The organism is Telluria aromaticivorans (assembly GCF_013003915.1).
GTDB classification, from domain to species: domain Bacteria; phylum Pseudomonadota; class Gammaproteobacteria; order Burkholderiales; family Burkholderiaceae_D; genus Telluria; species Telluria aromaticivorans.
In genome coordinates this window covers 230,157-250,621 of the sequence record NZ_JABAIV010000003.1, presented here as the reverse complement: position 1 = coordinate 250,621, position 20,465 = coordinate 230,157, and the positions used below count along the sequence as shown (strand labels likewise).

Genomic DNA, 20,465 nt, shown 5'->3' with positions numbered 1-20,465 from the left:
TGGAGCTGTCATCCTGTTCATGTACTAGTTGAACGCGTGGGCAGAATCTGCCCACCCTACGAAATCCGAAAACGCATGCGACAGGCGAAAAAAAACCGGGTCGCCCCGGTTTTGGCCTTGCGCGGCGCGATCACTTGTTCAGTGCATTCTTCTTGGTGCTGGCCTGGCGCGGTTTGGCGCGCTTGATGTTGCCGCCTGCCGTCACGCGCTCGTTCCCCTTGATCATGACCTTGGTGACGCTCGGCTTCTTGGTGCCGCTGGCGCTGGCCTTGACGATGGTGACTTCGCGCATGCCCTTGCCGGACTTGCTGCTGCGTTCCTTGACGACTTCCTTTTTCGGGCGGTAGACCACCAGCAGCTTGCCAATGTGCTGGACCGGCGCGGCCTCGAGCTCGGTGCAGATCTGCTCGTACATGGCGATGCGGGCTTCGCGGTCGTCGCCGAACACGCGGACCTTGATCAGGCCGTGCGAATCGAGGCTGCCAGCAATTTCTTTCATGACGGATTCGGTCAGGCCGGATTCGCCAATCATGACAACGGGATTCAGTCCGTGGGCTTCAGCGCGCAGTGCGCTACGCTCGGCCGGGGTGAGTTTAAGCATAATAATATTTAGATGTACCTTTAAAAGCAGTATTCTACGCGAATGGCCAAGAACAAATTAAACAAAAACTGGTTACACGACCATATTAACGATCCGTACGTCAAACTGGCCCAGAAAGAAGGCTACCGCGCTCGCGCGGCGTTCAAGCTGAAGGAAATCGACGAAAGCGAAAAGCTGATCAAGCCGGGCCAGGTCATTGTCGACCTCGGCTGCACGCCGGGCAGCTGGGCGCAGTACACCCGGCGCAAGCTGGCGGGCAAGGATGGCGGCGGTATCCACGGCACCATCATCGGGCTCGACATGCTGCCGATGGAGCCGATTGCCGACGTGATGTTCATCCAGGGCGACTTTCGCGAGGAAGAAGTGCTGGACCAGCTCGCCGTCGTGCTGCACGGGCGCCAGGTCGACCTCGTGCTGTCGGACATGGCGCCCAACCTATCCGGCATTCCGACCGCCGATGCTGCGCGGATGGAACACTTGATTGACCTTGCTATTGAGTTTTCTCAACATCACTTGAAACCGACCGGCGGATTGCTGGTGAAAAGCTTCAAAGACATGGGATTTACCCAGATACTGGAGAAATTCAAGCAGGAATTCAAGACGGTCAAGCAGGTCAAACCCAAGGCCAGCCGCGACAAGTCGTCCGAAATTTTCCTGCTTGGGCGTGGCCTGAAGAATCCTGCTGCGTAAAAAGCAACGCATGACGCCGTTTTAGCCCTTGATATTCGGCGGGGCAACCGCACATTTGCCGCGTAAGGCCGGCATCGCGAAGGTTCGCGCTGCTTGCTGAGCATGCAAATATGGCATTTTGGCACTAGTGCCGTACGTTGCGTGGCAGCGTCGGCTTATTGCGGTTAAAATCGCGATACTGATATCGGTAGAGATGCAAGCGCATCGGAGGAGTTTTCGTGAATAATATGTTTTCCAAATCCGCCATCTGGGTGGTCGTTGCACTGCTGTTGTTCATGCTGTTCAAGCAGTTCGACAACCACAGCGTCGCAGGCGGGAGCAAGACCATTGCTTATTCCGAACTGCTTGACGATGTGAAGGCCCGTCGTATCAAGGACGTGGTCATCGAAGGGTCGAATATCACCGCGACCCGCCAGGACGACAGCAAGGTACGCGCCACCGCCACCATCCTCGACAAGGGCCTGATCGGCGACCTGCGCGAAAACGGCGTGCGCTTCGACGTCAAGCCGCCAGAAGAACCATCGTTCCTGCAGCAGGTCTTCATCTCGTGGTTCCCGATGCTGCTGCTGATCGGCGTGTGGGTGTTCTTCATGCGCCAGATGCAGGGCGGCGGCAAGGGCGGCGCTTTCTCCTTCGGCAAATCGAAGGCGCGCATGCTCGATGAAACCAATAACACCGTCACCTTCGCCGACGTCGCCGGTTGCGACGAAGCGAAAGAAGAAGTCAGCGAGATCGTCGACTTCCTGAAAGACCCGACCAAGTTCCAGAAACTGGGCGGTCGTATCCCGCGTGGCGTGCTGATGGTCGGTCCTCCGGGCACGGGTAAAACCCTGCTGGCGCGCGCCATCGCCGGCGAAGCCAAGGTGCCGTTCTTCTCGATCTCGGGTTCCGACTTCGTCGAGATGTTCGTCGGCGTGGGTGCATCCCGTGTCCGTGACATGTTCGAGAACGCCAAGAAGCATTCGCCTTGCATCATTTTCATCGACGAGATCGACGCCGTCGGCCGCCACCGTGGCGCCGGCATGGGCGGCGGTAACGACGAACGCGAACAGACGCTGAACCAGCTGCTGGTCGAGATGGACGGCTTCGAAGCCTCGTCCGGCGTGATCGTCATCGCCGCCACCAACCGCGCCGACGTGCTCGACAAGGCGCTGCTGCGTCCGGGCCGTTTCGACCGCCAGGTGACGGTGGGCCTGCCGGATATCCGCGGCCGCGAGCAGATCCTGAACGTGCACATGCGTAAAGTACCTATCGGCACCGACGTCAAGGCCGACATCCTGGCGCGCGGCACCCCGGGCTTCTCGGGCGCCGACCTGGCCAACCTGGTCAACGAGGCTGCTCTGTTCGCAGCGCGTCGCAGCAAGCGCCTGGTCGAGATGATCGATTTCGAAGACGCCAAGGACAAGATCTATATGGGTCCTGAGCGCAAGTCGATGATCATCCGCGAGGAAGAGCGCCGCAATACGGCCTACCACGAGTCGGGCCATGCGGTGATCGCCAAGCTGTTGCCGAAGGCTGATCCCGTGCACAAGGTCACGATCATGCCGCGCGGCTATGCGCTCGGCCTGACCTGGCAGCTGCCGGAGCACGACGCGCTGTCCGGCTACAAAGACAAGATGCTCGAGGAAATTTCGATCCTGTTCGGCGGGCGTATCGCCGAAGAGATCTTCGTCGGCCAGATGTCGACCGGCGCCTCGAACGACTTCGCCCGTGCCACCAAACTGGCGCGTTCGATGGTGACCCGCTTCGGCATGTCCGAGAGCATGGGCGTGATGGTCTACGAAGACAGCGAGAACGAAGGCTTCTTCGGCGGCGCCACCAAGACCATCTCGGAAGCGACACAGCAAAAGGTCGACGCCGAGATCCGCGCGATCCTCGACACCCAGTATGCGCTGTCGCGCCGCCTGCTCGAAGAAAACCGCGACAAGGTTGAAGCCATGACCAAGGCGCTACTCGATTGGGAAACCATCGACGCCGAGCAGATCAACGACATCATGGCCGGCCGCGAGCCGCGCCAGTCGCCGACCAGCATCCTGACCAAGCGCACGCCTCCGGGCGACGGCGGTTCGGGTGGCGTGGCGCCAAACGCCACGGCGCCGGCTTGAGCGCGCGATTCGAGCCTTGATTCAATCCTTGATTTGATCGCCTGAATCACCCCCTACGAAAGGCATCCTTCCGGATGCCTTTTGTTTGTTAACGCTGCCGCCCGTTTTTTCCAGCCATGCCAAAGAACCTGCAATGCGGCCAGTTCAGCTTCGCGCTGGACGGCCCGGCCTCAGCCCATCCAGTCGTGATGGGGATCCTGAACGTCACCCCCGATTCCTTTTCCGATGGGGGCCGCTACCAGGGCCTTGAATTCGCGCTGTCGCACGCGGAAGAAATGATGCGCGAGGGCGCCACCATGATCGACATCGGCGGCGAATCCACGCGCCCCGGTTCGCCCGGCGTGCCCCTTGGCGAAGAGTTGGCGCGGGTGATGCCGGCGCTGTATGCGTTGCGCACGCTCGACGTCGCGCTGTCGGTCGATACCTGCAAGCCCGAGGTGATGCGCGAAGCACTCATTGCCGGCGCCGACATGATCAACGACATCAATGCCTTCCAGGCGCCGGGCGCGCTTGATGCCGTGCGCGACAGCGATAGCGGCCTGTGCGTCATGCACATGCAGGCGACGCCGCAAACCATGCAGCAGGCGCCCCGCTATGCCGACGTGGTGGGGGAGGTGATCGGCTTCCTCCAGGCTCGCGTCGAGGCGATGGTGCGCGAGGGCATTGCACGCGAGCGCATCTGCATCGACCCGGGCTTTGGTTTCGGCAAGACCGTCGAACATAATTTTGCCTTGCTGCGCGGCTTGCAGCGCATCCGCGACGAGGTCGGCCTGCCGGTGCTGGCCGGCCTGTCGCGCAAGTCGATGATCGGGGCCGTGACGGGCCGTCCGGTTGAACAACGTATTGCAGGCAGTGTCGCTGGGGCATTGGCTGCGGCAGCGCATGGCGCTAGAATCGTGCGTGTGCATGATGTAGCAGATACGGTCGATGCCTTGAAGGTATGGCATGCGGCCAATTACGAATAATCAAGAGTTAGCACGTGCAAGCACAAGCAAGCACGAATAACTAAGCGAATAATCACGGAAAAGAAAAGAGAATAAGAATGGCACGTAAATATTTCGGTACGGATGGCATTCGCGGTTTAGTGGGCACCGCGCCGATTACTCCCGACTTCGTCATGCGCCTCGGCTATGCGGCCGGCACGGTGCTGGCCAAGGGCGGAAAATCGACCAGCGGCCGTCCGGTCGTCCTGATCGGCAAGGACACGCGCATCTCGGGCTATATGCTGGAAGCCGCACTGGAAGCGGGCTTTTCGGCCGCCGGCGTGGACGTGATGCTGGCCGGCCCGATGCCGACACCGGCCATTGCCTACCTGACCCGCGCGCTGCGCCTGCAGGCCGGCGTCGTCATCTCGGCCTCGCACAACCCGTTCCAGGACAATGGCATCAAGTTCTTCTCGGGACACGGCACCAAGCTCCCCGATGCGGTGGAAATGGAAATCGAAGAGGCCATCGACCAGCCAATGGGCTGCGTGTCTTCCGACAAGCTGGGCCGTGCCTCCCGCCTGCGCGACGCCCAGGGCCGCTACATCGAATTCTGCAAGAGCACTTTCCCGAACGAACTCGACCTGCGCGGCCTGAAGATCGTGGTCGACAGCGCCCACGGCGCAGCCTATAACATCGCCTCGCACGTGTTCCACGAACTCGGCGCCGAGGTGATCTCGATCGGCAACCAGCCGGACGGCTTCAATATTAACGCCGGCGTCGGCGCCACGGCGCCGAAAGCCTTGTCGGAGGCCGTCGTCACCAACAAGGCCGACCTCGGCATCGCACTCGATGGCGATGCCGACCGGCTGATCATGGTCGACGCCACCGGCCGCGTCTATAACGGCGACGAGTTGCTCTACCTGATGGTGCGCGACCGCATGTCGACCGGCCCGGTGGCCGGCGCCGTCGGCACCCTGATGACCAATATGGCGCTGGAAGTGGCCTTCAAGGAAATGGGCGTCGGCTTTGCGCGCGCCAAGGTCGGCGACCGCTACGTGCTGGAAGTCATGCAGGAACGCGGCTGGCTGTTCGGTGGCGAAAGTTCGGGCCACCTGCTGGCGCTCGACAAGCACTCGACCGGCGACGGCATCGTCTCGGCGCTGCAGGTCCTGTCGGCGCTCAAGCGCAGCAACAAGTCGCTGGCCGAATGCTGCAGCGAGCTGACCCTGTACCCGCAGACGCTGATCAACAAGAAGGTCGCCCCGGGCTTCGACTGGACCAGCAACAGCGCCGTCGTGGCCGAAAAAGAGGCCGTCGAGCGCGAGCTGGGCGATACCGGCCGCGTGCTGATCCGCGCATCGGGCACCGAGCCCCTGATCCGCGTCATGGTCGAAGCCAAGGAAGCCGAGCTTGCCGAGAGCATGGCGCGCCGCATCGCCGACAAGCTGGCGGCCTGAGGAGGCACCGAGCTGCAAGGCGATTTGACGTAGCCCTTCCGGGGGAGTATTATGCGTCTTATTCGGAGTGTAGCGCAGCCCGGTAGCGCACCTGGTTTGGGACCAGGGGGTCCAAGGTTCGAATCCTTGTACTCCGACCAAAGTTTTCCCTGCGGGCTGTCTTTTGACAGCCCGTTTTATTTTGTCGGACCGCCGCACCGGCGCGCCTAGCGGCGTTCCATCATCTGCCCATAGCTCAGTTGGATAGAGCATCAGCCTTCTAAGCTGAGGGTCGCTGGTTCGAACCCAGCTGGGCAGGCCATCCCCGTCACGCCCATGCGCGCCATTCACAACTTGTGGAACCGGCCAAGGCTTCGCGAATCCTTCTCCTTGCAGTAAGATCACGGTCCCGGACCCGGCGCCCCGCCGCGGTCGCTCATCCTGGACGCTTTCCGACACCATGCTTTTCCTGACTGTTCCCTATGCCGAAAAGGACGAAGCGAAAGCGCTCGGCGCCCGCTGGAATCCCACCAAACGCCGCTGGTATGTTCCCGATGGCGTCGCTACTGCCGCGTTCGAAAAATGGGCCGGGCAGGGTGGCGATACGGCTGCGCCGGCATCTGGCGGACGGGTCGACAGTTACCAGGGCAAGACCGTGGTCGGGACGAACTATGTCGCGCTGGAACACGGCTGTAATCCGTTCGAGCCTTGTGCCCAATGCAGCGCGACGCTGGCCGGCACGCCGTGGGAGAAGGCGCGCCAGCACCTTGTAGGGGTAGTCGCCAAGCTCTAGCAGGCCCTGATCCCGCAGGCAGGCAAGCGGACGGCGTATTCCGACCTGACGTGTTAACGTTTCGGCAGCGCGGACCGCCCCGGCCGCGCCCGGCCCGGAGACCGTTCCATGCGTTTCGCACGATTGTTCAAGACCTGTTTCCTGATTGCCGCGCTGTACGGGTGGACGGGTGCAGCGCAGGCCGACGCCACCGCGACTCCGGCGCAGGGAGAAACCTTCACGCTGCAACTGGCAGCGGGCGCGCCGTCCCAGGACGCACTGGCCCACGACGCGGGCACGGTGCAGTTCATCGGCACCGCGACGGTGATCATCCGCTTCCAGGGCTTTACCATCCTGACCGACCCGAACTTCCTGCACAAGGGTGAGCACGTGCATCTTGGCTATGGCCTGACATCCGAACGGCAGACCAACCCGGCCATCCGCTTTGAAGACCTGCCGCCGATCGACCTGGTCGTGCTGTCGCACTTCCATGACGACCATTTCGACAAGAAAGTGCAGGAGCGCCTCAAGCGGTCGACCCCCGTCATCAGCACGAAGGAAGCGGGTGAACGGCTCAAGCGCATGGGGTTCACGCGCACTTTCGGCCTGAGTACCTGGGACCGCGTCGACGTGAGCAAGGGGCCAGCGCGCCTGCGCATCACTGCCGCTCCTGGCCGGCACGGCCCTGCGGCTGTTGCCGTGCTGCTGCCGAAAACCATGGGTTCGGTGCTCGACTTCGGCGCCAATGCGGCGCTGCCCGACTACCGCATGTATATCAGCGGCGACACGCTGGTCTACGACGATATCAGCGCCATCCCGCAACGCTTCCCTGGCATCGACCTGGCGCTGCTCCACCTTGGTGGCACGCGCATCCTCGGCGTGGTCACAGTGACGATGGACGGCAAGGACGGCGTGCGCATGATGCAGGTGGTCAGGCCCAAAAAGACCGTGCCGATCCATTACAACGATTATGACGTATTCAAGTCGCCGCTCGAGGACTTCGCCCGCGAGGTCAAGGCCGCGGGCCTCGACAAGGACGTTATCTACCTGTCGCATGGGCAAACTTACGAATTCGCCCCCGTCCAGCGTTGATCGGCCGACTATTGATGCAGCGTGCCGCCCGCTGCGATTCTTATCGTGCGCGCCTCGCCATAATGCTGAGTAAACGCTAAGATGCCAGCTTGACAATGTTGCACCGGGACGGGCATGGCTCCAGCCAACGCAAGCAGTCGACAACCGCCGCGCGGCCATACGGATCGGCGCCTCGGGGCCGGGGTGGCCGTGTCGGTGCTGCTGCACGCCTTGCTGCTGTCGCTGCAGTTCGGCATGCCCGGGATCGATACCGGGAGCGGCGGTCCTCTATCAGTGGTCCTGGCGCCGCCGCTGCCGCCTGCTGCTGAACCGCTGCCCGTGCCCCCGGTTGGGCAGGCACCATTGCCGCCTGTGCCTGCGCCTGTCGCGCCTCCGGCTGCACCTCCCATTGCGGCCCCAACGGCCGGCGGCCTTCGGCTGGTCGATCCCATTGCTCCAGAGCCCGCTGCTGCATTGGCGGCAGCGAGCAAGCCGGCCAGGTCCAAGCCTCCCAAGCGCAGCCGCCCGGCCACCCCGAAGCGGCGCATGCCATCGGTGACGACCCCGGTGATCGCGGCCGAGGCGCGTCCCGACTCCGCATTCACCGTGCCGCTTCCCGAGGTCGACCCGCCGCTGGAGCGGCTGCTCGCGGATGCCGCCACGGAACCCGAGGCCGAAGCCAGCCTGCACGAGGAGGAGCAGGCACAGGAGCCGCAAAATTCGGCCCCGGCTGCGTTGATCCGGGAAGCTGATCGCTTGCAGGCCGAAGCATCGCGACTGGCCGCCGAGGCAGCGGAACTACGCTTGGCGCGGGAACGCGAGCGCCTCGCAGCGGAGCAAGGCGCGGCCGAAGCGCGGCGCGCGCAGGAGCGCCTGACACAGCAACAGGCCGAGCAGCAAGCCCGGCAGCAACTCGAGAAGCGAGCCACTGAGGAGCTGCTGGCAAGGGAGCGGCTGGCTGCGCAGCAGGGTGAGCAACAGCTCGCCCAACAGGCGCGTGTCGAGCAAGAACCTGCCCGGCTGCGGGCAGAAAACGAGCGCCAGCTCTCAACCAACGAGGCGGCGGCACAGCGCCGGCGGGAACAGGAGGCGCTCGCGCGCCACGCGGAACAGCGCCGGGTGGAGGAAACCGCTGCGCGAGAAGCCCAGTTGCTCGAGCGCCAGCACCTGGAGGAATTCCAGCGGCGGATCGCCGAACAGCTCGCACAGCGCGAGCGCGAGGAAGCCCTGCGGCTGGCGCAAGAGCAGGGAGAGCGCGAGCGGCTCGAAGAACTTGCCCGGCGCCGCCTGGCCGAAGAGCGCGCGCGCCGCGACGCGGATGAGCGTGCCGAGGCGGAGCGTCTTGCCCAGCAGCGCGCCCGTGAAGCGGCGCGCCAGGCTGCCGTAGCGCCTGCACGCTCCGACGCGGCGCTGCCCGGACCGGATGGGCAGGGCGGGCCGGGCCCGGCTATCGGTCAGGGCGCCGGCCCGGGCGCCGGTCCCGGCACCGGGGCAGGCCCTCGGCGTCCCGCGGCCGGCGCGCTGGCTGGCGGCGTCGGCAGCCGCGCGCGAGAACTGCTGCGCGGAGTCACGATCCCCAGCGTCGAGCCACCGGCCCGGGTCCACCAGCAAGCGGATCCGCGCCGCGTGGTCGCCGGCGGCGCCGAGCGGGACGCGCCGCTGCGCCTGTATGTCGACAGCGTGCGCCAGAAGCTCGAGCGCAATGCGGTGCTGGGCGGCGCACGCTTCGCGTCGCGCGAGGTGCGCATCGATCCGCTGGTCAGCCTGTCGCTGCGCAGCGACGGCAGCATCGACGAGGTCACCATCGTGCGCTCGAGCGGCCGGCCCGATATGGACGACGCGGTGCGCCGCTTCGTGCGCCTGAATGCCCGCTACTCGGCCTTTCCCCCGAACGTCGCCGCACGCTTCGACGTGATCGAAATCCGCCGGGTCTGGGCCTTTGCCGACGGCCTGAAGCTCATGGAAGAGCTGCGCTGATTTCCCTATCAGCACTTAGCAAGGCCGCCAAGGCCTGACTTTTGATGCGGTGCAAAGCCAAGCCTGATGGACCCCGTACGCTGAGCTGAACGGCTCAAGTAACGGTCCATTTTTGATAGGCAACAATCATGGCTTTGTTTTGTTCGGGTGCAATAAAAGCTTGCTGCATGGCTGCGCTGGTACTGGCGCTGGCCGGATGCGCCACCGGTATCGGCTTCGACTCCCCAGTGGGAGCGGACAGCGCGGACGGCAGCGCCGCGCCGCCTACCGAGCTCATTACCGACAGGCTGATCGCTGCCGAGCGCGCTGCCACTGCCGGCAGCGCACGCCAGGATCTTACGCCCCTGTTCGTGGCGAAGCCGCCACCGTATACGATCGGCCGTGGCGACATCCTGTCAATCGTGGTCTGGGACCACCCCGAACTGGCTTCGGGCGGCATGAATACAGCCGCCGCGCTGGCCACCGGCAGCGCGGCGCCCCCAAATGTGGCGACGCCCGGCTTCGCGGTGGACCACCTTGGACGCATCCAGTTCCCACTCATCGGCCTGCTCACCATGGAAGGCCTGACCGAAGAGCAGGCGCGCGAACTGCTGGCCAAAAAGCTGGCGCGCTACCTTGCTCAACCGAATGTCACCTTGCGCGTCCAGTCCTACCGCAGCAGGCGCGTCTACGTCGACGGCGAGGTGCGCACGCCCGGACTGCAGGCGATCGACGACATTCCCATGACACTCGTGGAAGCGCTCAACCGGGCCGGCGGTATGTTGCCCAGCGCCGACCAGAGCCGCATCGTCCTCGAGCGTGGAGAGCGGCGCTACACCGTCAACCTGCGCGAACTGGTGCAGAAGGGCGTGAACCCCGGCACCATCCTGCTGGGGCATGGCGACGTGGTCCGCGTCCATTCGCGTGACGAAAGCAAGGTATTCGTCTCGGGCGAGGTGATCACCCCGAAAGCGCTCACCATGCACAACGGCCGCCTGACGCTCAACGAGGCGCTTGGCGAGACCGGCGGCATCAGTCCCCTGAGCGGCGACGCGCGCCAGGTTTAGCCGAGGCCGACGATGCCGATGACGGCGGTGCGGTCCTGCAGCTTGGCCAGCAGCTGCTCCAGTTGAGGGGAGGTGTTCTCGTCGCGCATGGGTATCCTCGTCAGTCAGTGACAGTGGTAGGGCGGGGTTCAGGCTTCAAAGACAGGCTTTAAATTCGGAACGGTACGAACTTCTTGATCAGGCTCGGTCGCGGGGTGTCGGCCATGTCGGCCACCAGGGGTGGCGCCAGGTCGGGCGAGGTCGGCACGTATTCGGCGACGATGGCCTTGACCATCGATTCGATCGTGCCGCGCTCGTGGGTTTCGCAGGCCATCATCAGGCAGGTGATGCAGGTCTCGAGCACGCTCGGGCGCAGTGCGCTCTCCTTCATTCGCATGATGCGCGGGTGCTCGCTGGGGAAGACCGTGCCGTCGGTGAGCAGTTCTTCGTGCAGCTTCTCGCCCGGGAACAGTCCGACGAACTGGACCTCGATGTCGCCGCGCGGGTTCTGCGGCGTGCGCTCGGTCAGGCCCGACATGGCGATCATGGTGCGCGCCAGGTCGACGATCTTGACCGGTTCACCCATGTCGAGCACGAACACGTCGCCGCCCTTGGCCATGGCGCCGGCCTGGATCACCAGCTGCGCCGCTTCGGCGATGAGCATGAAGTAGCGCGACACTTCGGGATGGGTGATGGTCAGCGGGCCGCCGCGGGCGATCTGGCGCTGGAACAGCGGGATCACCGAGCCGGACGAACCGAGCACGTTGCCGAAGCGGACCATGCAGAAGGTGGTGTGGGCGCCGTGGCGCACGGCTGCGGCCTGGAAGATCAGTTCTGCGATGCGCTTGCTGGCGCCCATGATATTGGTGGGCCGCACCGCCTTGTCGCTGGAAATCAGGACGCAGGTTTCGACCTGCTGCTTGGCGGCGGCACTGGCCACCACCTGGGCGCCGACTACGTTGTTGCGCAATCCTTCGACGATATTCTTCTCTACCAGCGGCACGTGCTTGTAGGCCGCCGCATGGTAGATGGTGTTGACCTTGCCTTCACGCAGGACCCGTTCGACCAGGTCGCTGTTGCAGACCGAGCCCAGGTGGGCGTGGATGGTCAGGGCAGGGAAGCGCGTGGTGAGCTCCTGGCGCACGGTGTACAGCGCATACTCGGAGTGGTCGAGCAGGTGCAGTTCGCTCGGGGTGAGCGTGACGATCTGGCGGCACAGTTCGCTGCCGATCGAGCCGCCGGCACCGGTCACGAGCACGCTCTTGCCACGCACGCAGCGGGCGAACAGGTCGAGCCGCGGCGGCACTGCCGGCCGGCCCAGCAGGTCTTCGAACTTGAGTTCGCGGATGGTGCCGCGCGCCGGTGGGCGGTCGTCGGCCAGGTCGACCACGCGGCTCAGGATCTTGGTGGGAATGCCGGCCTGGCCAAGGCGCTGCATGATGTCGCGCAACCGCTCCGCGGGAACCGACGGCAGGGCGATGACGATGGTACGGATGCCCTGGGCAGCTACCAGTTCAGCGAGGCGGGTGGTATTAAATACCCGCAGGCCGGCGATGGTGCGTTCATTCAGGGCGCGCTTGTCGTCGAAAAAGCAGACCGGGCGGTATTCGTCGCTATGGCGCATCGCCTGCACCAGGCGGGCGCCAGCCTCGCCGGCACCGTAGACGGCCACTGCATCGGATTTGCTGGTGGTGCGCCCGCTGCGGGCCCGCAGCAGGTTGCGCAAGCCGATGCGCGACATGACCACATACGAAAAAACCACAAACCAGTAAATAGCGAGTGCGCTACGAGGAAAACGCGGTTCGTTCATCACGATTAATACAACATAAACGCATAATATGGCGAATGCTAATGCCGCACCGGTCATGCTCAATAAACGCTGGTCGATAAAGCGGATGACCGCGCGATAAAGATCGGATATGGAAAATGCCGCTATTGTCACCACGGCGACGAGTACATAAGACGCTGGCCCGTAATTCATTGCGAGTTTTAAATCTCCCCCGCGCAATATCATGGCGATCAGAAAACACACCGGCAATGCCAGCAGGTCGGTCGTGACCATCAGGGCAATCTTGCTTGTGCGGCTCATTGACACCATCCTGGTGCACAACTGGCTGAAAAGATCGAAGCTAAAATTCGACATGGCGATCCGCTGGTGGTTAAGAAAATTAGTGGCGCTGCAAATGAATTGGTGCGTGGAGATTATTCGGGAATAATTAATCGGCTCGCCGCAATGTCGTTCAGCTGGGCATTCAATAAATTTTGTAAATTTATTATCTGGCGTCCACTAAGTGAGGAGCTTGACTTGACTCAACGGCAAAGAGTGAATTAAAACGAAACCGGCTAGAATTAAATATGAGAAATGTAATTGGGAAATAGATGGCCTATTTAATTTCCCTAAATTATTTAACTGTTGTGAAGTTGTCTAAGCCGCAGGAGCCCTGCGTTCGAATAAGACAAGAAGAAAAGCGAGGAAGGCGGATGCGGGCGCGCCACGCGTCGAAAAGGCGTGGGTGCGGGAGGGGGAGGGGAGGTGCAGCTGCCGCCGGACCGTGCGGGCCGCGGCAAGAAAGGGGGATCAGCCGCGGTGAGGGCGCCCGGGACGAGGTTGCGGCGCCATCGGCGGCACCGTGACCGGTTCGTTCAGGCGCAGGAACTTGAAACCGGCCAGCACCTGGCCGCGCCTGCCCTCGCGGGCATTGCGCGCCTCGCGCTCGGCGGCGCGCGCGATGAAGGAGTCGAAGGTTTCTTCGCGCACCTGCGGCGCCTGCGAGTGCAGGAAGTGGCGTTCGCCGTTCGACCCTAGTACCACCAGTCCGACGTGCGAGGCCCAGTATTCGCCGTCGCGGGTGGAGATCACGTTGACGAAGTCGCCTTCCTGCAGCTGCGCGGCGATGTCCGCCACGCCCTCTTTGGATACGAAGGCCTGGCGGCTGCTCTCCACCGGGATGTCGCGCACGGTGTTGTGCCGGCTGCGCAGGAATCGCGCCCGGTCCACCGTCATCGCATAGGACGGGCCATTCGGGCCCGCAAGCTCCGCGCTGATGTCGGTCACCAGCCAGCGGTTGGCCACGTTCCAGTCCATCTCGGTGTAGTGGTTGCGGGTGGCCACGCCGATCACGCCATCGTGGTAGCGGATCCGCTGCAGCATCCAGAAGAATTCTTCCCACGATCCGGAGAGCGCCATCGCATAGGTATGCTCGGCGAATACCACGCAGTCGCTTTCCTTCAGGCTGAAAAGCGGCAAATTGTCGTGGATTTCATACGGGAACTCGCCCAGCAGGTGCAGCGAATAGGGCTGGCCGAGGTTCTTGCGACCGATCGCGGCGATCCGCTTGCGCAAATCCGGCTCTGTGGCCTGGACGTGGGCGATGTAGCGGCCGGCTTCCTGCGGCGTCATCTGGTAGACCTGCTTTTGCAGCACCGCCGCGAGCGGAGGCTCGGCGGGTGGCGTGGCAGGATGCCGGGGTGGGGCGCTGGCGCAGCCGGTGAGGGCGGCGCCTGCAAGCAGCAGGAGGGCGAGGCGCATGGTCATCGAAAAGAAGTAAGGAGAAGTAGTAAAGAGTGGCCCACGCTACTCCCGCGCGCGCGGCCACGGGTAATGAAATTTTATGCAGGCAGTATAACTTTTACATGTCCTGAATATGTACATTCCTCAAAGTTATATAGCGTCTAAAACAAGTGATTATTCAGCAAGGGCCTAGTTCATCAATACTCCGAGAATGGCAGCGATGGCGCCTGCCTTGGCAGACCGACAGCACCCAACTAAAGCAAAATCATCAGGAGACACCACAATGTTCAAGCAGAAGCCGCTCGCCGCGGCCGTATCGATGGCGGTATGGAGCCTGGCAGCCGTGCCGGCCATGGCGCAGGATGCACCCGCGGGCCAGATCCAGACCGTCGAAGTCACGGGCATCCGTGCCTCGATGGCGAAATCGCTGGCCGTCAAGCGCGATGCGGGCGCCAACGTCGAAGTGATCACCGCCGAAGACGTCGGCAAGATGCCGGACAAGAACCTGGCCGATTCGCTGCAGCGCCTCGCCGGCGTCGCCGTGCGTACCGACTACGATGAAGCCGAGAAGGTCGCCATGCGCGGCTCCAACCCGGACCACACCCTGATCCTGTTCAACGGCCACACCGTCTCGGGCGGCGACTGGTATGTCGCCGACCAGCTCTCGAGCAGCCGCTCGACCAGCCTCTCGCTGATGCCTTCCTCGGTGCTGAACCAGGCCATCGTGTACAAGACCTCGCAGGCCAACATCGTCGACGGCGGCATGGCCGGCACGATCAACGTCAGCACCCGCAAGCCGCTGGCCCAGAAAGAGCGCCTGACCGGCGTCGTCAACCTCGGCGCCGTCTACTCGGAACTGCCGGGCAAGGCGGCGCACGATACCAACGCGTCGATGAACTGGAAGAACGAGTCGAATACCTTTGGCTTCATCCTGCAGGGCTTCGCCGAAAAGCGCCACGTGCGCCGCGATTCGGCCTCGCGCTTCGCCTACGCGGGCGGCAGCGGCTGGGATGTGATCAATACCTCGACCATGCTTGGCATTACCGACGCCTCGCTGGCCGGCACCGGCTACAAGGCCTCGGACCTGAACGGCGTGCGCATCCCGGGCTCGATGAGCACCGAATTCGTCGAGAGCGTGCGTGACCGCAAGGGCGGCATGTTCTCGGCCCAGTTCAAGCCGAACGCCGATCTCGACATGATCATGACCGGCTTCCATTCGGAGATGAAGGCCGATAACTTCGGCCGCCTCAACGCCGGCGCCATGTTCAGCATGCTGCGCGGCCAGGGCGGCATACAGGGCGGCGCCGCGCCAACCCTGTCGAACGGCCAGCGCGTCTACGCGCAGATCAGGAACCCGGTCATCGTCAACGAGCGCACCATCTACGGCCACGACCTGAAGGTGCTGAAGTCTGCCGACATCGTCTACCCGGCCGGCACCACGCCGCAGTACATCGGCGAGACCGAGGGCGCCTACCGTGAAGGCGCCAAGGCCACCAGCGCCTTCCTCGACCTCGACGTCAAGTACCGCGTCAGCCAGGACCTGACCGTCAAGGGCCTGCTGTCGAGCACCAAGGGCACCGGCCAGACCGGCCTCGACCAGGGCCTGACCTACACCCGCTACGGCACCGGCGTGCGCTATGCGCTGGGCGACCTGCGTGACGCGCCGTTTGTCCAGTATTTCGGCACCGGCCCCAATGTCCCGGGACGCAATGCCGACGGCAGCGGTTTCGTGCTGAGCGGCCGCGCCGCCTCGGGCGTGAAGACCACCGACAAGGAAACCAGCCTCAACCTCGATGCCGAATACAAGCTCGACCACGGACTGCTGAAGTCGCTCGACTTCGGCGCACGCCATGCCGACCACCGTCGCGACAGCGCGCGCCGCTTCCCGCAGCTGCGCACCGGCGCCCTGTCGGCGAACGAGCCGGTCGCCGGTTCGAACTTCATCCCGTATCCGGCCGACTTCGGCGCCGACCTGGACGGCCCGGCAGGCTGGGACAACACCAGCTGGACCCTGACCCCGGAGGCGCTGAAGGCCTACTTCACGGCCAACTACAAGCCGACCAACGCGGAATGGGAACGCCGCGTCTCGACCGAACTGGACATGCGCGAGCGCCAGAGCGCTGCCTATGTCATGGCCAACCTCGAAGGCGACCGCTGGTCGGGCGACCTTGGCCTGCGCTATGTGCGCACCAAGATCAATGCCGCGGTGCCGTCGCCGATCCCGGCCGGCTTGTGCCCACGTACCGAGCCAGGCAAGCCGGTGACCACCTGCGCCGCGGTGCCGGGCGCGATCACCACCGCCAGCGACGGCGTGCAGTACTACGACGGCGTGCCATTCGTGGTCAACTCGGGGGTGATGTATTTCAAGGAAGCCAAGGAAAGCACCTTCAACAACCTGCTGCCTAGCATGAACATCCGCTACGAGCTGATGAAGGACCATATCCTGCGTTTCGGCGCCAGCAAGACCATAGCGCGCCAGAATTACAACCTGCTCGGCGCCGGCTACGGCTCGCCGGCCTGTACCGACGGCGTCTGCCAGGTCACCGGCCCGAACCCGAACCTGGAGCCGCTGTTCTCCAAGAACCTCGACCTGTCCTATTCGTGGTACCTGGGAAGCCGTTCGATGTTTGGCTTCAACCTGTTCGCGTCGAACATCACCGGCTATCCGAAGACCGGCGTCGCCGGCCAGGACCAGGTGCAGCTGCTCGACCCGCGTGATTCGCAGATCAAGAACTTCGCGGTCAATTCGGCCTCGCAGCAGGGCGCCCGCATCCGCGGCATCGAAGTGATGTACGAGCAGCCGTTCGGCGACACCGGCTTCGGCTTCACTTCGAACGCCAGCAAGTCCAGGACCCGCGTCGACGACGGCCGTCCTATGGTGGGCGCGTCGGAATACGCGGCCAACCTGGGCCTGTACTTCGAGAACGACAAGCTTTCGGCCCGCCTGGTCGCCAACTACCGCAGCGAGTACATCAACACCTCGACTGCGCCGGCGCCGAACGCCAACAGCCAGGGCCTGTCGACCATCAACGGCATCCTGATGCCGGTCGCACCGACCATCGCGGCACCGGTGACCACGCTGGCCTTCAACGCCAGCTACAACCTGATGCCGAACCTGCAGCTGTCCTTCAACGCGACCAACCTGACCAACGTGAAGCGCGCTTACTACCGCTACAGCGAAGAAGAGCAGCAGAAGCTGGATGTTTCAGGCCGCATCTACTACCTGAACCTGAAGTATCGCTTCTGATCACCTGCAGGTCCGTTTTGCAAAGGGAGCTTCGGCTCCCTTTTTTTCGTGCGCATGCGGCCTGCCTTCCAATGCCGCCATTCGCCGTGTAGGAGCGCACCTATCGAAAAGTGTGTGCCATCTAACGGTTGCTTTTCCGGGTCATCGTTATGATGAAGCTGTGTGAGTGAGGGACTGCGAAATAAACCCGCGGCGCCAACAGCTCAACAGGTTAGCCGGTCGCCTCGAGGACCGGCACCAGATCCGGGCCGGCGCGCAGGCGAGGGCCCCAAACAGCAGCGGAGGTTGCCATGTCCGAGATCACCTACCCACCCAAGCACTTGGTGCGCGAATACCTCGAGCGTCGCTCGCGGGATACCGCACCGCCACCGTCGCCGGAAGAAATCCGGCGCCAGCTTGGCTGGGGCATGCTGATGCCGGCCGATCTCAAGATGGGCAGCAACCGCTCGTAATTCCATACCGCGCCAGGACGGGGCGGCCATCACCGCAAGACGGTGCTCACCAGGAGACGTTTATGACCAACAAAATCGGCAACAAACATGAAGCACAACATCGCGGCAAACAGGAACGCCTGGAAATCCGCCGCACCAATATCGCGCGCGAAGCCGTGAAAATGGCCGAGGCCCGCGGCAAATACCGCAACCAGGTCAAGGGCCGTCCACAGATGGACCAATCGGCTTCTGCCTGATAGCGACACTGAACGCACGGCCCGCCTCCTTGTAGGCGGGCTTTTTTTCGTCCCGGGTTTCGTTTGCCCATTCATCCTTGCGACCTTCGTCGCCGCTCGCCGCCTTCCAGCGCCGCCGCCGGCAATCCGCCGAATTCTTCGCCATTCGCCGCCCCGGCGCCGCCATTCACCGAATGGCGCTTTTCGACCTGCCTGCAGCCCGGGTATCGTGTGTCCATACCGATCACACACGAGGAGTCGCAACCATGTACAACGAAGATGCATACCGCTGGCGCAAGCAGGTGGTCTGGGGCCTGCTGCTGATTGTCGTGGGCACGGTCGTCCTGCTCGACCGCCTGTACTATATCGACGCCGGCTCGCTGTGGCATTACTGGCCGCTGCTGCTGGTCGTCGTCGGCATCAACCAGACCATCGGCTACCCGAGCCCGCGCGAATTCGGCAACGGCCTCTGGACCGTCTTCATCGGCCTGTGGCTGTTCGCCTGCTTCGAGCACGTGTTTGGCCTGACCTTCCGTAACAGCTGGCCGCTGTTCATCCTCGCCTGGGGCGTGAAGATGGTGGCCGAACCATTCGTCGTCCGCCGCCTCGCCCACAACCATACGGAGAACCAGCATGCAAAATAAATTCCAGCCGAAGGGCGTGACCAGCCAGGTGGTGCTTGGCCTGATGGTCATCTTCGTAGGCCTGCTGTTCCTGCTCGATAACCTCGACATCCTCGACACGCGCCGCGCCGTCTCGTTCTGGCCGATGCTGTTCATCATTGTCGGCACCGTCAAGCTGTGCGACACCCAGACCCGCGGCGGCCAGCTGATGGGCACCGGCTTCATCGGGCTTGGTGTGCTCATCATGCTGGACCGGATGGACATCATCGATTTCAACTGGCGCGTCCTGTGGCCGCTGTTCTTCATCGGCTTCGGTGTGTACACCCTGTACAGGGCGCGCACCGGGCGCCGCATGATGTCGATCGACGGCGCCAAGGGCGAGGCGGACCTCGGCGGCGACGGCGTGGTGGACATCACCGCCATCCTGGGCGGCTTCGACCGGCGTGTCTTCACCCCGAATTTCCGCGGCGGAGAGATCACGGCGGTAATGGGGGGCTGCGCCCTCGACCTGCGCAATTCGTCGATCCAGGGCGAGGCGGTGGTCAACGTGTTCGCCTTCTGGGGCGGCGTCACGCTCAAGGTTCCGCCCGACTGGACGGTGATCCTGGACGGCACGCCGATCATGGGCGGCTTCGAGGAAAAGACCATCGCACCGCCGGATAACAGCAAGCGCCTGGTCGTCCGCGGCTACGCGATCATGGGTGGCGTGGAGATTCGCAACTGATGGCAGCGACCCGATGAACGGCGGTTCCTGGGCGCGGCGCAGCGTTGCGCTCTACCTGCTGGCCTGGCTGATGCTCGGCGTGCTGCTGGCCGGCCTGGTCAACGCCGGCACCGGCGCCGGCCCGGCCGCCAGCCTGGTGTTCACGCTGCCGTTGACGCTGTTCTATGCCAGCGCCTGCGGCTTCTCCGCCTACTACCTGTGCCGCGCCTATCCGCTGGGACAGCGCAGGCTGGGAGCGGTGTTGTCGGTGTTCTTCTTCAGCGCCTTGAGCGCGGCGGTGCTGTGGTGCGCGGCGGCCAGCGCCTGGGCTTCGCTGTGCACGTTGCTGATGGCGGAAGCGGTGGAGGTGACGCGCCCCTTCGTGGCAGTCATGCTCGGGATCGGGATGCTGCTGTACTGGATGACCGCGGTCGCGCACTACCTGGTGCTGGAGTTCGAGCGCGCCCGCCGCGCCGAGACCCGCGAACTGGAATCGCGCCTGCTGGCGCAGGACGCGGAGCTGCGCATGCTGCGCACCCAGATCGACCCGCACTTCCTGTTCAACAGCCTGAACTCGATCAGCGCGCTCACCGGCATCGACCCGGGACGGGCCCGCGACATGACCTTGCAGCTGGCCGGCTTCTTCCGCCAGACGCTCGGCCTCGAAGTCCACCGCAAGGTCGCACTCAGCGACGAAGTGGCGCTGCTCGAACGCTTCCTGGCGATCGAGCAGGTGCGCTTCGGCCCGCGGCTGGTCTTTGCCCATCACGTGGGCGAAGGCGCCAGCGAATGCCTGCTGCCGCCGATGATCCTGCAGCCGCTGGTGGAGAATGCGGTCAAGCATGGGATCGGCCAGCTGCTCGATGGCGGTACCATTGCAGTATTGGCCGAACGCGCGGGTTCGCTGCTGCGCATCCGGGTCGAGAACGACATCGATCCGGACGAGGCGGGATCGCATGCAGGCGGCAAGGGCATCGGCCTGGTCAACGTGCGCCAGCGGCTGGCAGCGGCCTACGGCAGGGAAGGCAGCGTGCACTGGGCACGCGAAGGCGACAAATTCAGGGTAGACCTGGTGCTGCCCGCAGAGACGAAAATGAGTGAAAAATGAGGG

The 20,465-nt window shown here is 63.7% G+C and carries 19 protein-coding genes and 2 tRNA genes; 17 read left to right on the top strand and 4 right to left on the bottom strand.

All coding sequences use genetic code 11. The annotated features are described in order from the left end of the window. Positions 1-130: 130 nt before the first annotated feature. Positions 131-601 carry a ribosome assembly RNA-binding protein YhbY gene (yhbY, locus tag HGB41_RS10380; protein WP_171083929.1) on the bottom strand — a complete coding sequence of 157 codons (471 nt, stop codon included), beginning with the start codon at positions 599-601 and terminating at the stop codon, positions 131-133. Between the two features lie 42 nt (positions 602-643). Between yhbY and HGB41_RS10375 the strand changes: the two genes are divergently transcribed. The 10 genes from HGB41_RS10375 to HGB41_RS10330 all read left to right on the top strand — a co-directional run bounded on the left by HGB41_RS10375 (position 644) and on the right by HGB41_RS10330 (position 10,624). Next, positions 644-1,291, top strand: a complete 648-nt coding sequence (locus HGB41_RS10375; protein WP_171083927.1) for an RlmE family RNA methyltransferase — start codon at positions 644-646, stop codon at positions 1,289-1,291. Positions 1,292-1,509: 218 nt separating this feature from the next. Beyond that, positions 1,510-3,396: an ATP-dependent zinc metalloprotease FtsH gene (ftsH, locus tag HGB41_RS10370; protein WP_171083925.1), complete on the top strand. Its 1,887-nt coding sequence runs from the start codon at positions 1,510-1,512 to the stop codon at positions 3,394-3,396. A 116-nt stretch (positions 3,397-3,512) separates the two neighbouring features. Next, positions 3,513-4,361: a dihydropteroate synthase gene (folP, locus tag HGB41_RS10365; RefSeq protein ID WP_171083923.1), complete on the top strand. Its 849-nt coding sequence runs from the start codon at positions 3,513-3,515 to the stop codon at positions 4,359-4,361. Between the two features lie 77 nt (positions 4,362-4,438). Beyond that, the gene (glmM, locus tag HGB41_RS10360) at positions 4,439-5,779 is read left to right on the top strand and encodes a phosphoglucosamine mutase (RefSeq protein ID WP_171083921.1); all 1,341 of its coding nucleotides are present in this window, start codon (positions 4,439-4,441) and stop codon (positions 5,777-5,779) included. Positions 5,780-5,842: 63 nt separating this feature from the next. Further along, a tRNA-Pro gene (locus HGB41_RS10355) sits at positions 5,843-5,919 on the top strand. 84 nt (positions 5,920-6,003) lie between these two features. Next, positions 6,004-6,080: transfer RNA gene (locus HGB41_RS10350), tRNA-Arg, on the top strand. Between the two features lie 138 nt (positions 6,081-6,218). Beyond that, positions 6,219-6,551, top strand: coding sequence for a DUF5710 domain-containing protein (locus tag HGB41_RS10345; protein WP_171083919.1), 333 nt, complete (start codon positions 6,219-6,221; stop codon positions 6,549-6,551). 108 nt (positions 6,552-6,659) lie between these two features. Then, on the top strand, positions 6,660-7,622 hold the full coding sequence (locus HGB41_RS10340; RefSeq protein ID WP_171083917.1) for an MBL fold metallo-hydrolase: 963 nt from the start codon (positions 6,660-6,662) through the stop codon (positions 7,620-7,622). 525 nt (positions 7,623-8,147) lie between these two features. Further along, positions 8,148-9,578: an energy transducer TonB gene (locus tag HGB41_RS10335; RefSeq protein WP_171083915.1), complete on the top strand. Its 1,431-nt coding sequence runs from the start codon at positions 8,148-8,150 to the stop codon at positions 9,576-9,578. Between the two features lie 167 nt (positions 9,579-9,745). Next, a complete protein-coding gene (locus tag HGB41_RS10330; RefSeq protein ID WP_171083913.1) occupies positions 9,746-10,624 on the top strand; it encodes a polysaccharide biosynthesis/export family protein in 879 nt (292 codons plus the stop codon). A 148-nt stretch (positions 10,625-10,772) separates the two neighbouring features. Here the strand turns inward: HGB41_RS10330 and HGB41_RS10325 are convergent, their stop codons facing one another. Beyond that, the gene (locus HGB41_RS10325) at positions 10,773-12,617 is read right to left on the bottom strand and encodes a polysaccharide biosynthesis protein (RefSeq protein ID WP_229422999.1); all 1,845 of its coding nucleotides are present in this window, start codon (positions 12,615-12,617) and stop codon (positions 10,773-10,775) included. On the opposite strand from HGB41_RS10325, the gene HGB41_RS10320 reads away from it, so the two are divergent. Then, positions 12,616-12,819 (top strand): hypothetical protein, encoded by a 204-nt coding sequence (locus HGB41_RS10320; protein WP_171083550.1) that lies wholly within the window; start codon positions 12,616-12,618, stop codon positions 12,817-12,819. The genes HGB41_RS10325 and HGB41_RS10320 overlap by 2 nt on opposite strands. A 362-nt stretch (positions 12,820-13,181) precedes the next feature. Here the strand turns inward: HGB41_RS10320 and HGB41_RS10315 are convergent, their stop codons facing one another. Next, positions 13,182-14,132, bottom strand: coding sequence for an N-acetylmuramoyl-L-alanine amidase-like domain-containing protein (locus tag HGB41_RS10315; protein WP_171083908.1), 951 nt, complete (start codon positions 14,130-14,132; stop codon positions 13,182-13,184). Between the two features lie 265 nt (positions 14,133-14,397). Here HGB41_RS10315 and HGB41_RS10310 point away from each other — a divergent pair, with 265 nt between their 5' ends. The 3 genes from HGB41_RS10310 (at position 14,398) to HGB41_RS10300 (ending at position 18,049) form a co-directional block, all read left to right on the top strand. After that, the gene (locus HGB41_RS10310) at positions 14,398-17,361 is read left to right on the top strand and encodes a TonB-dependent receptor (protein WP_171083906.1); all 2,964 of its coding nucleotides are present in this window, start codon (positions 14,398-14,400) and stop codon (positions 17,359-17,361) included. A gap of 290 nt (positions 17,362-17,651) precedes the next feature. After that, on the top strand, positions 17,652-17,813 hold the full coding sequence (locus tag HGB41_RS10305; RefSeq protein ID WP_171083904.1) for a hypothetical protein: 162 nt from the start codon (positions 17,652-17,654) through the stop codon (positions 17,811-17,813). A gap of 62 nt (positions 17,814-17,875) precedes the next feature. Further along, the gene (locus HGB41_RS10300) at positions 17,876-18,049 is read left to right on the top strand and encodes a hypothetical protein (RefSeq protein ID WP_171083901.1); all 174 of its coding nucleotides are present in this window, start codon (positions 17,876-17,878) and stop codon (positions 18,047-18,049) included. A gap of 71 nt (positions 18,050-18,120) precedes the next feature. Here the strand turns inward: HGB41_RS10300 and HGB41_RS10295 are convergent, their stop codons facing one another. Further along, positions 18,121-18,267: a hypothetical protein gene (locus HGB41_RS10295; RefSeq protein WP_171083899.1), complete on the bottom strand. Its 147-nt coding sequence runs from the start codon at positions 18,265-18,267 to the stop codon at positions 18,121-18,123. A 27-nt stretch (positions 18,268-18,294) separates the two neighbouring features. Between HGB41_RS10295 and HGB41_RS10290 the strand changes: the two genes are divergently transcribed. From HGB41_RS10290 to HGB41_RS10280, 3 genes are read left to right on the top strand one after another with little or no spacing between them, the layout of a single operon-like run. Beyond that, entirely contained in the window at positions 18,295-18,672 is a 378-nt protein-coding gene (locus HGB41_RS10290; RefSeq protein WP_171083897.1) for a LiaI-LiaF-like domain-containing protein, read from the top strand. Further along, a complete protein-coding gene (locus tag HGB41_RS10285) occupies positions 18,662-19,375 on the top strand; it encodes a LiaI-LiaF-like domain-containing protein (RefSeq protein WP_171083895.1) in 714 nt (237 codons plus the stop codon). Before HGB41_RS10290 ends, HGB41_RS10285 begins: the two co-directional genes overlap by 11 nt. A 13-nt stretch (positions 19,376-19,388) precedes the next feature. Next, positions 19,389-20,462 (top strand): sensor histidine kinase, encoded by a 1,074-nt coding sequence (locus tag HGB41_RS10280; RefSeq protein ID WP_171083893.1) that lies wholly within the window; start codon positions 19,389-19,391, stop codon positions 20,460-20,462. Positions 20,463-20,465: the final 3 nt, after the last annotated feature.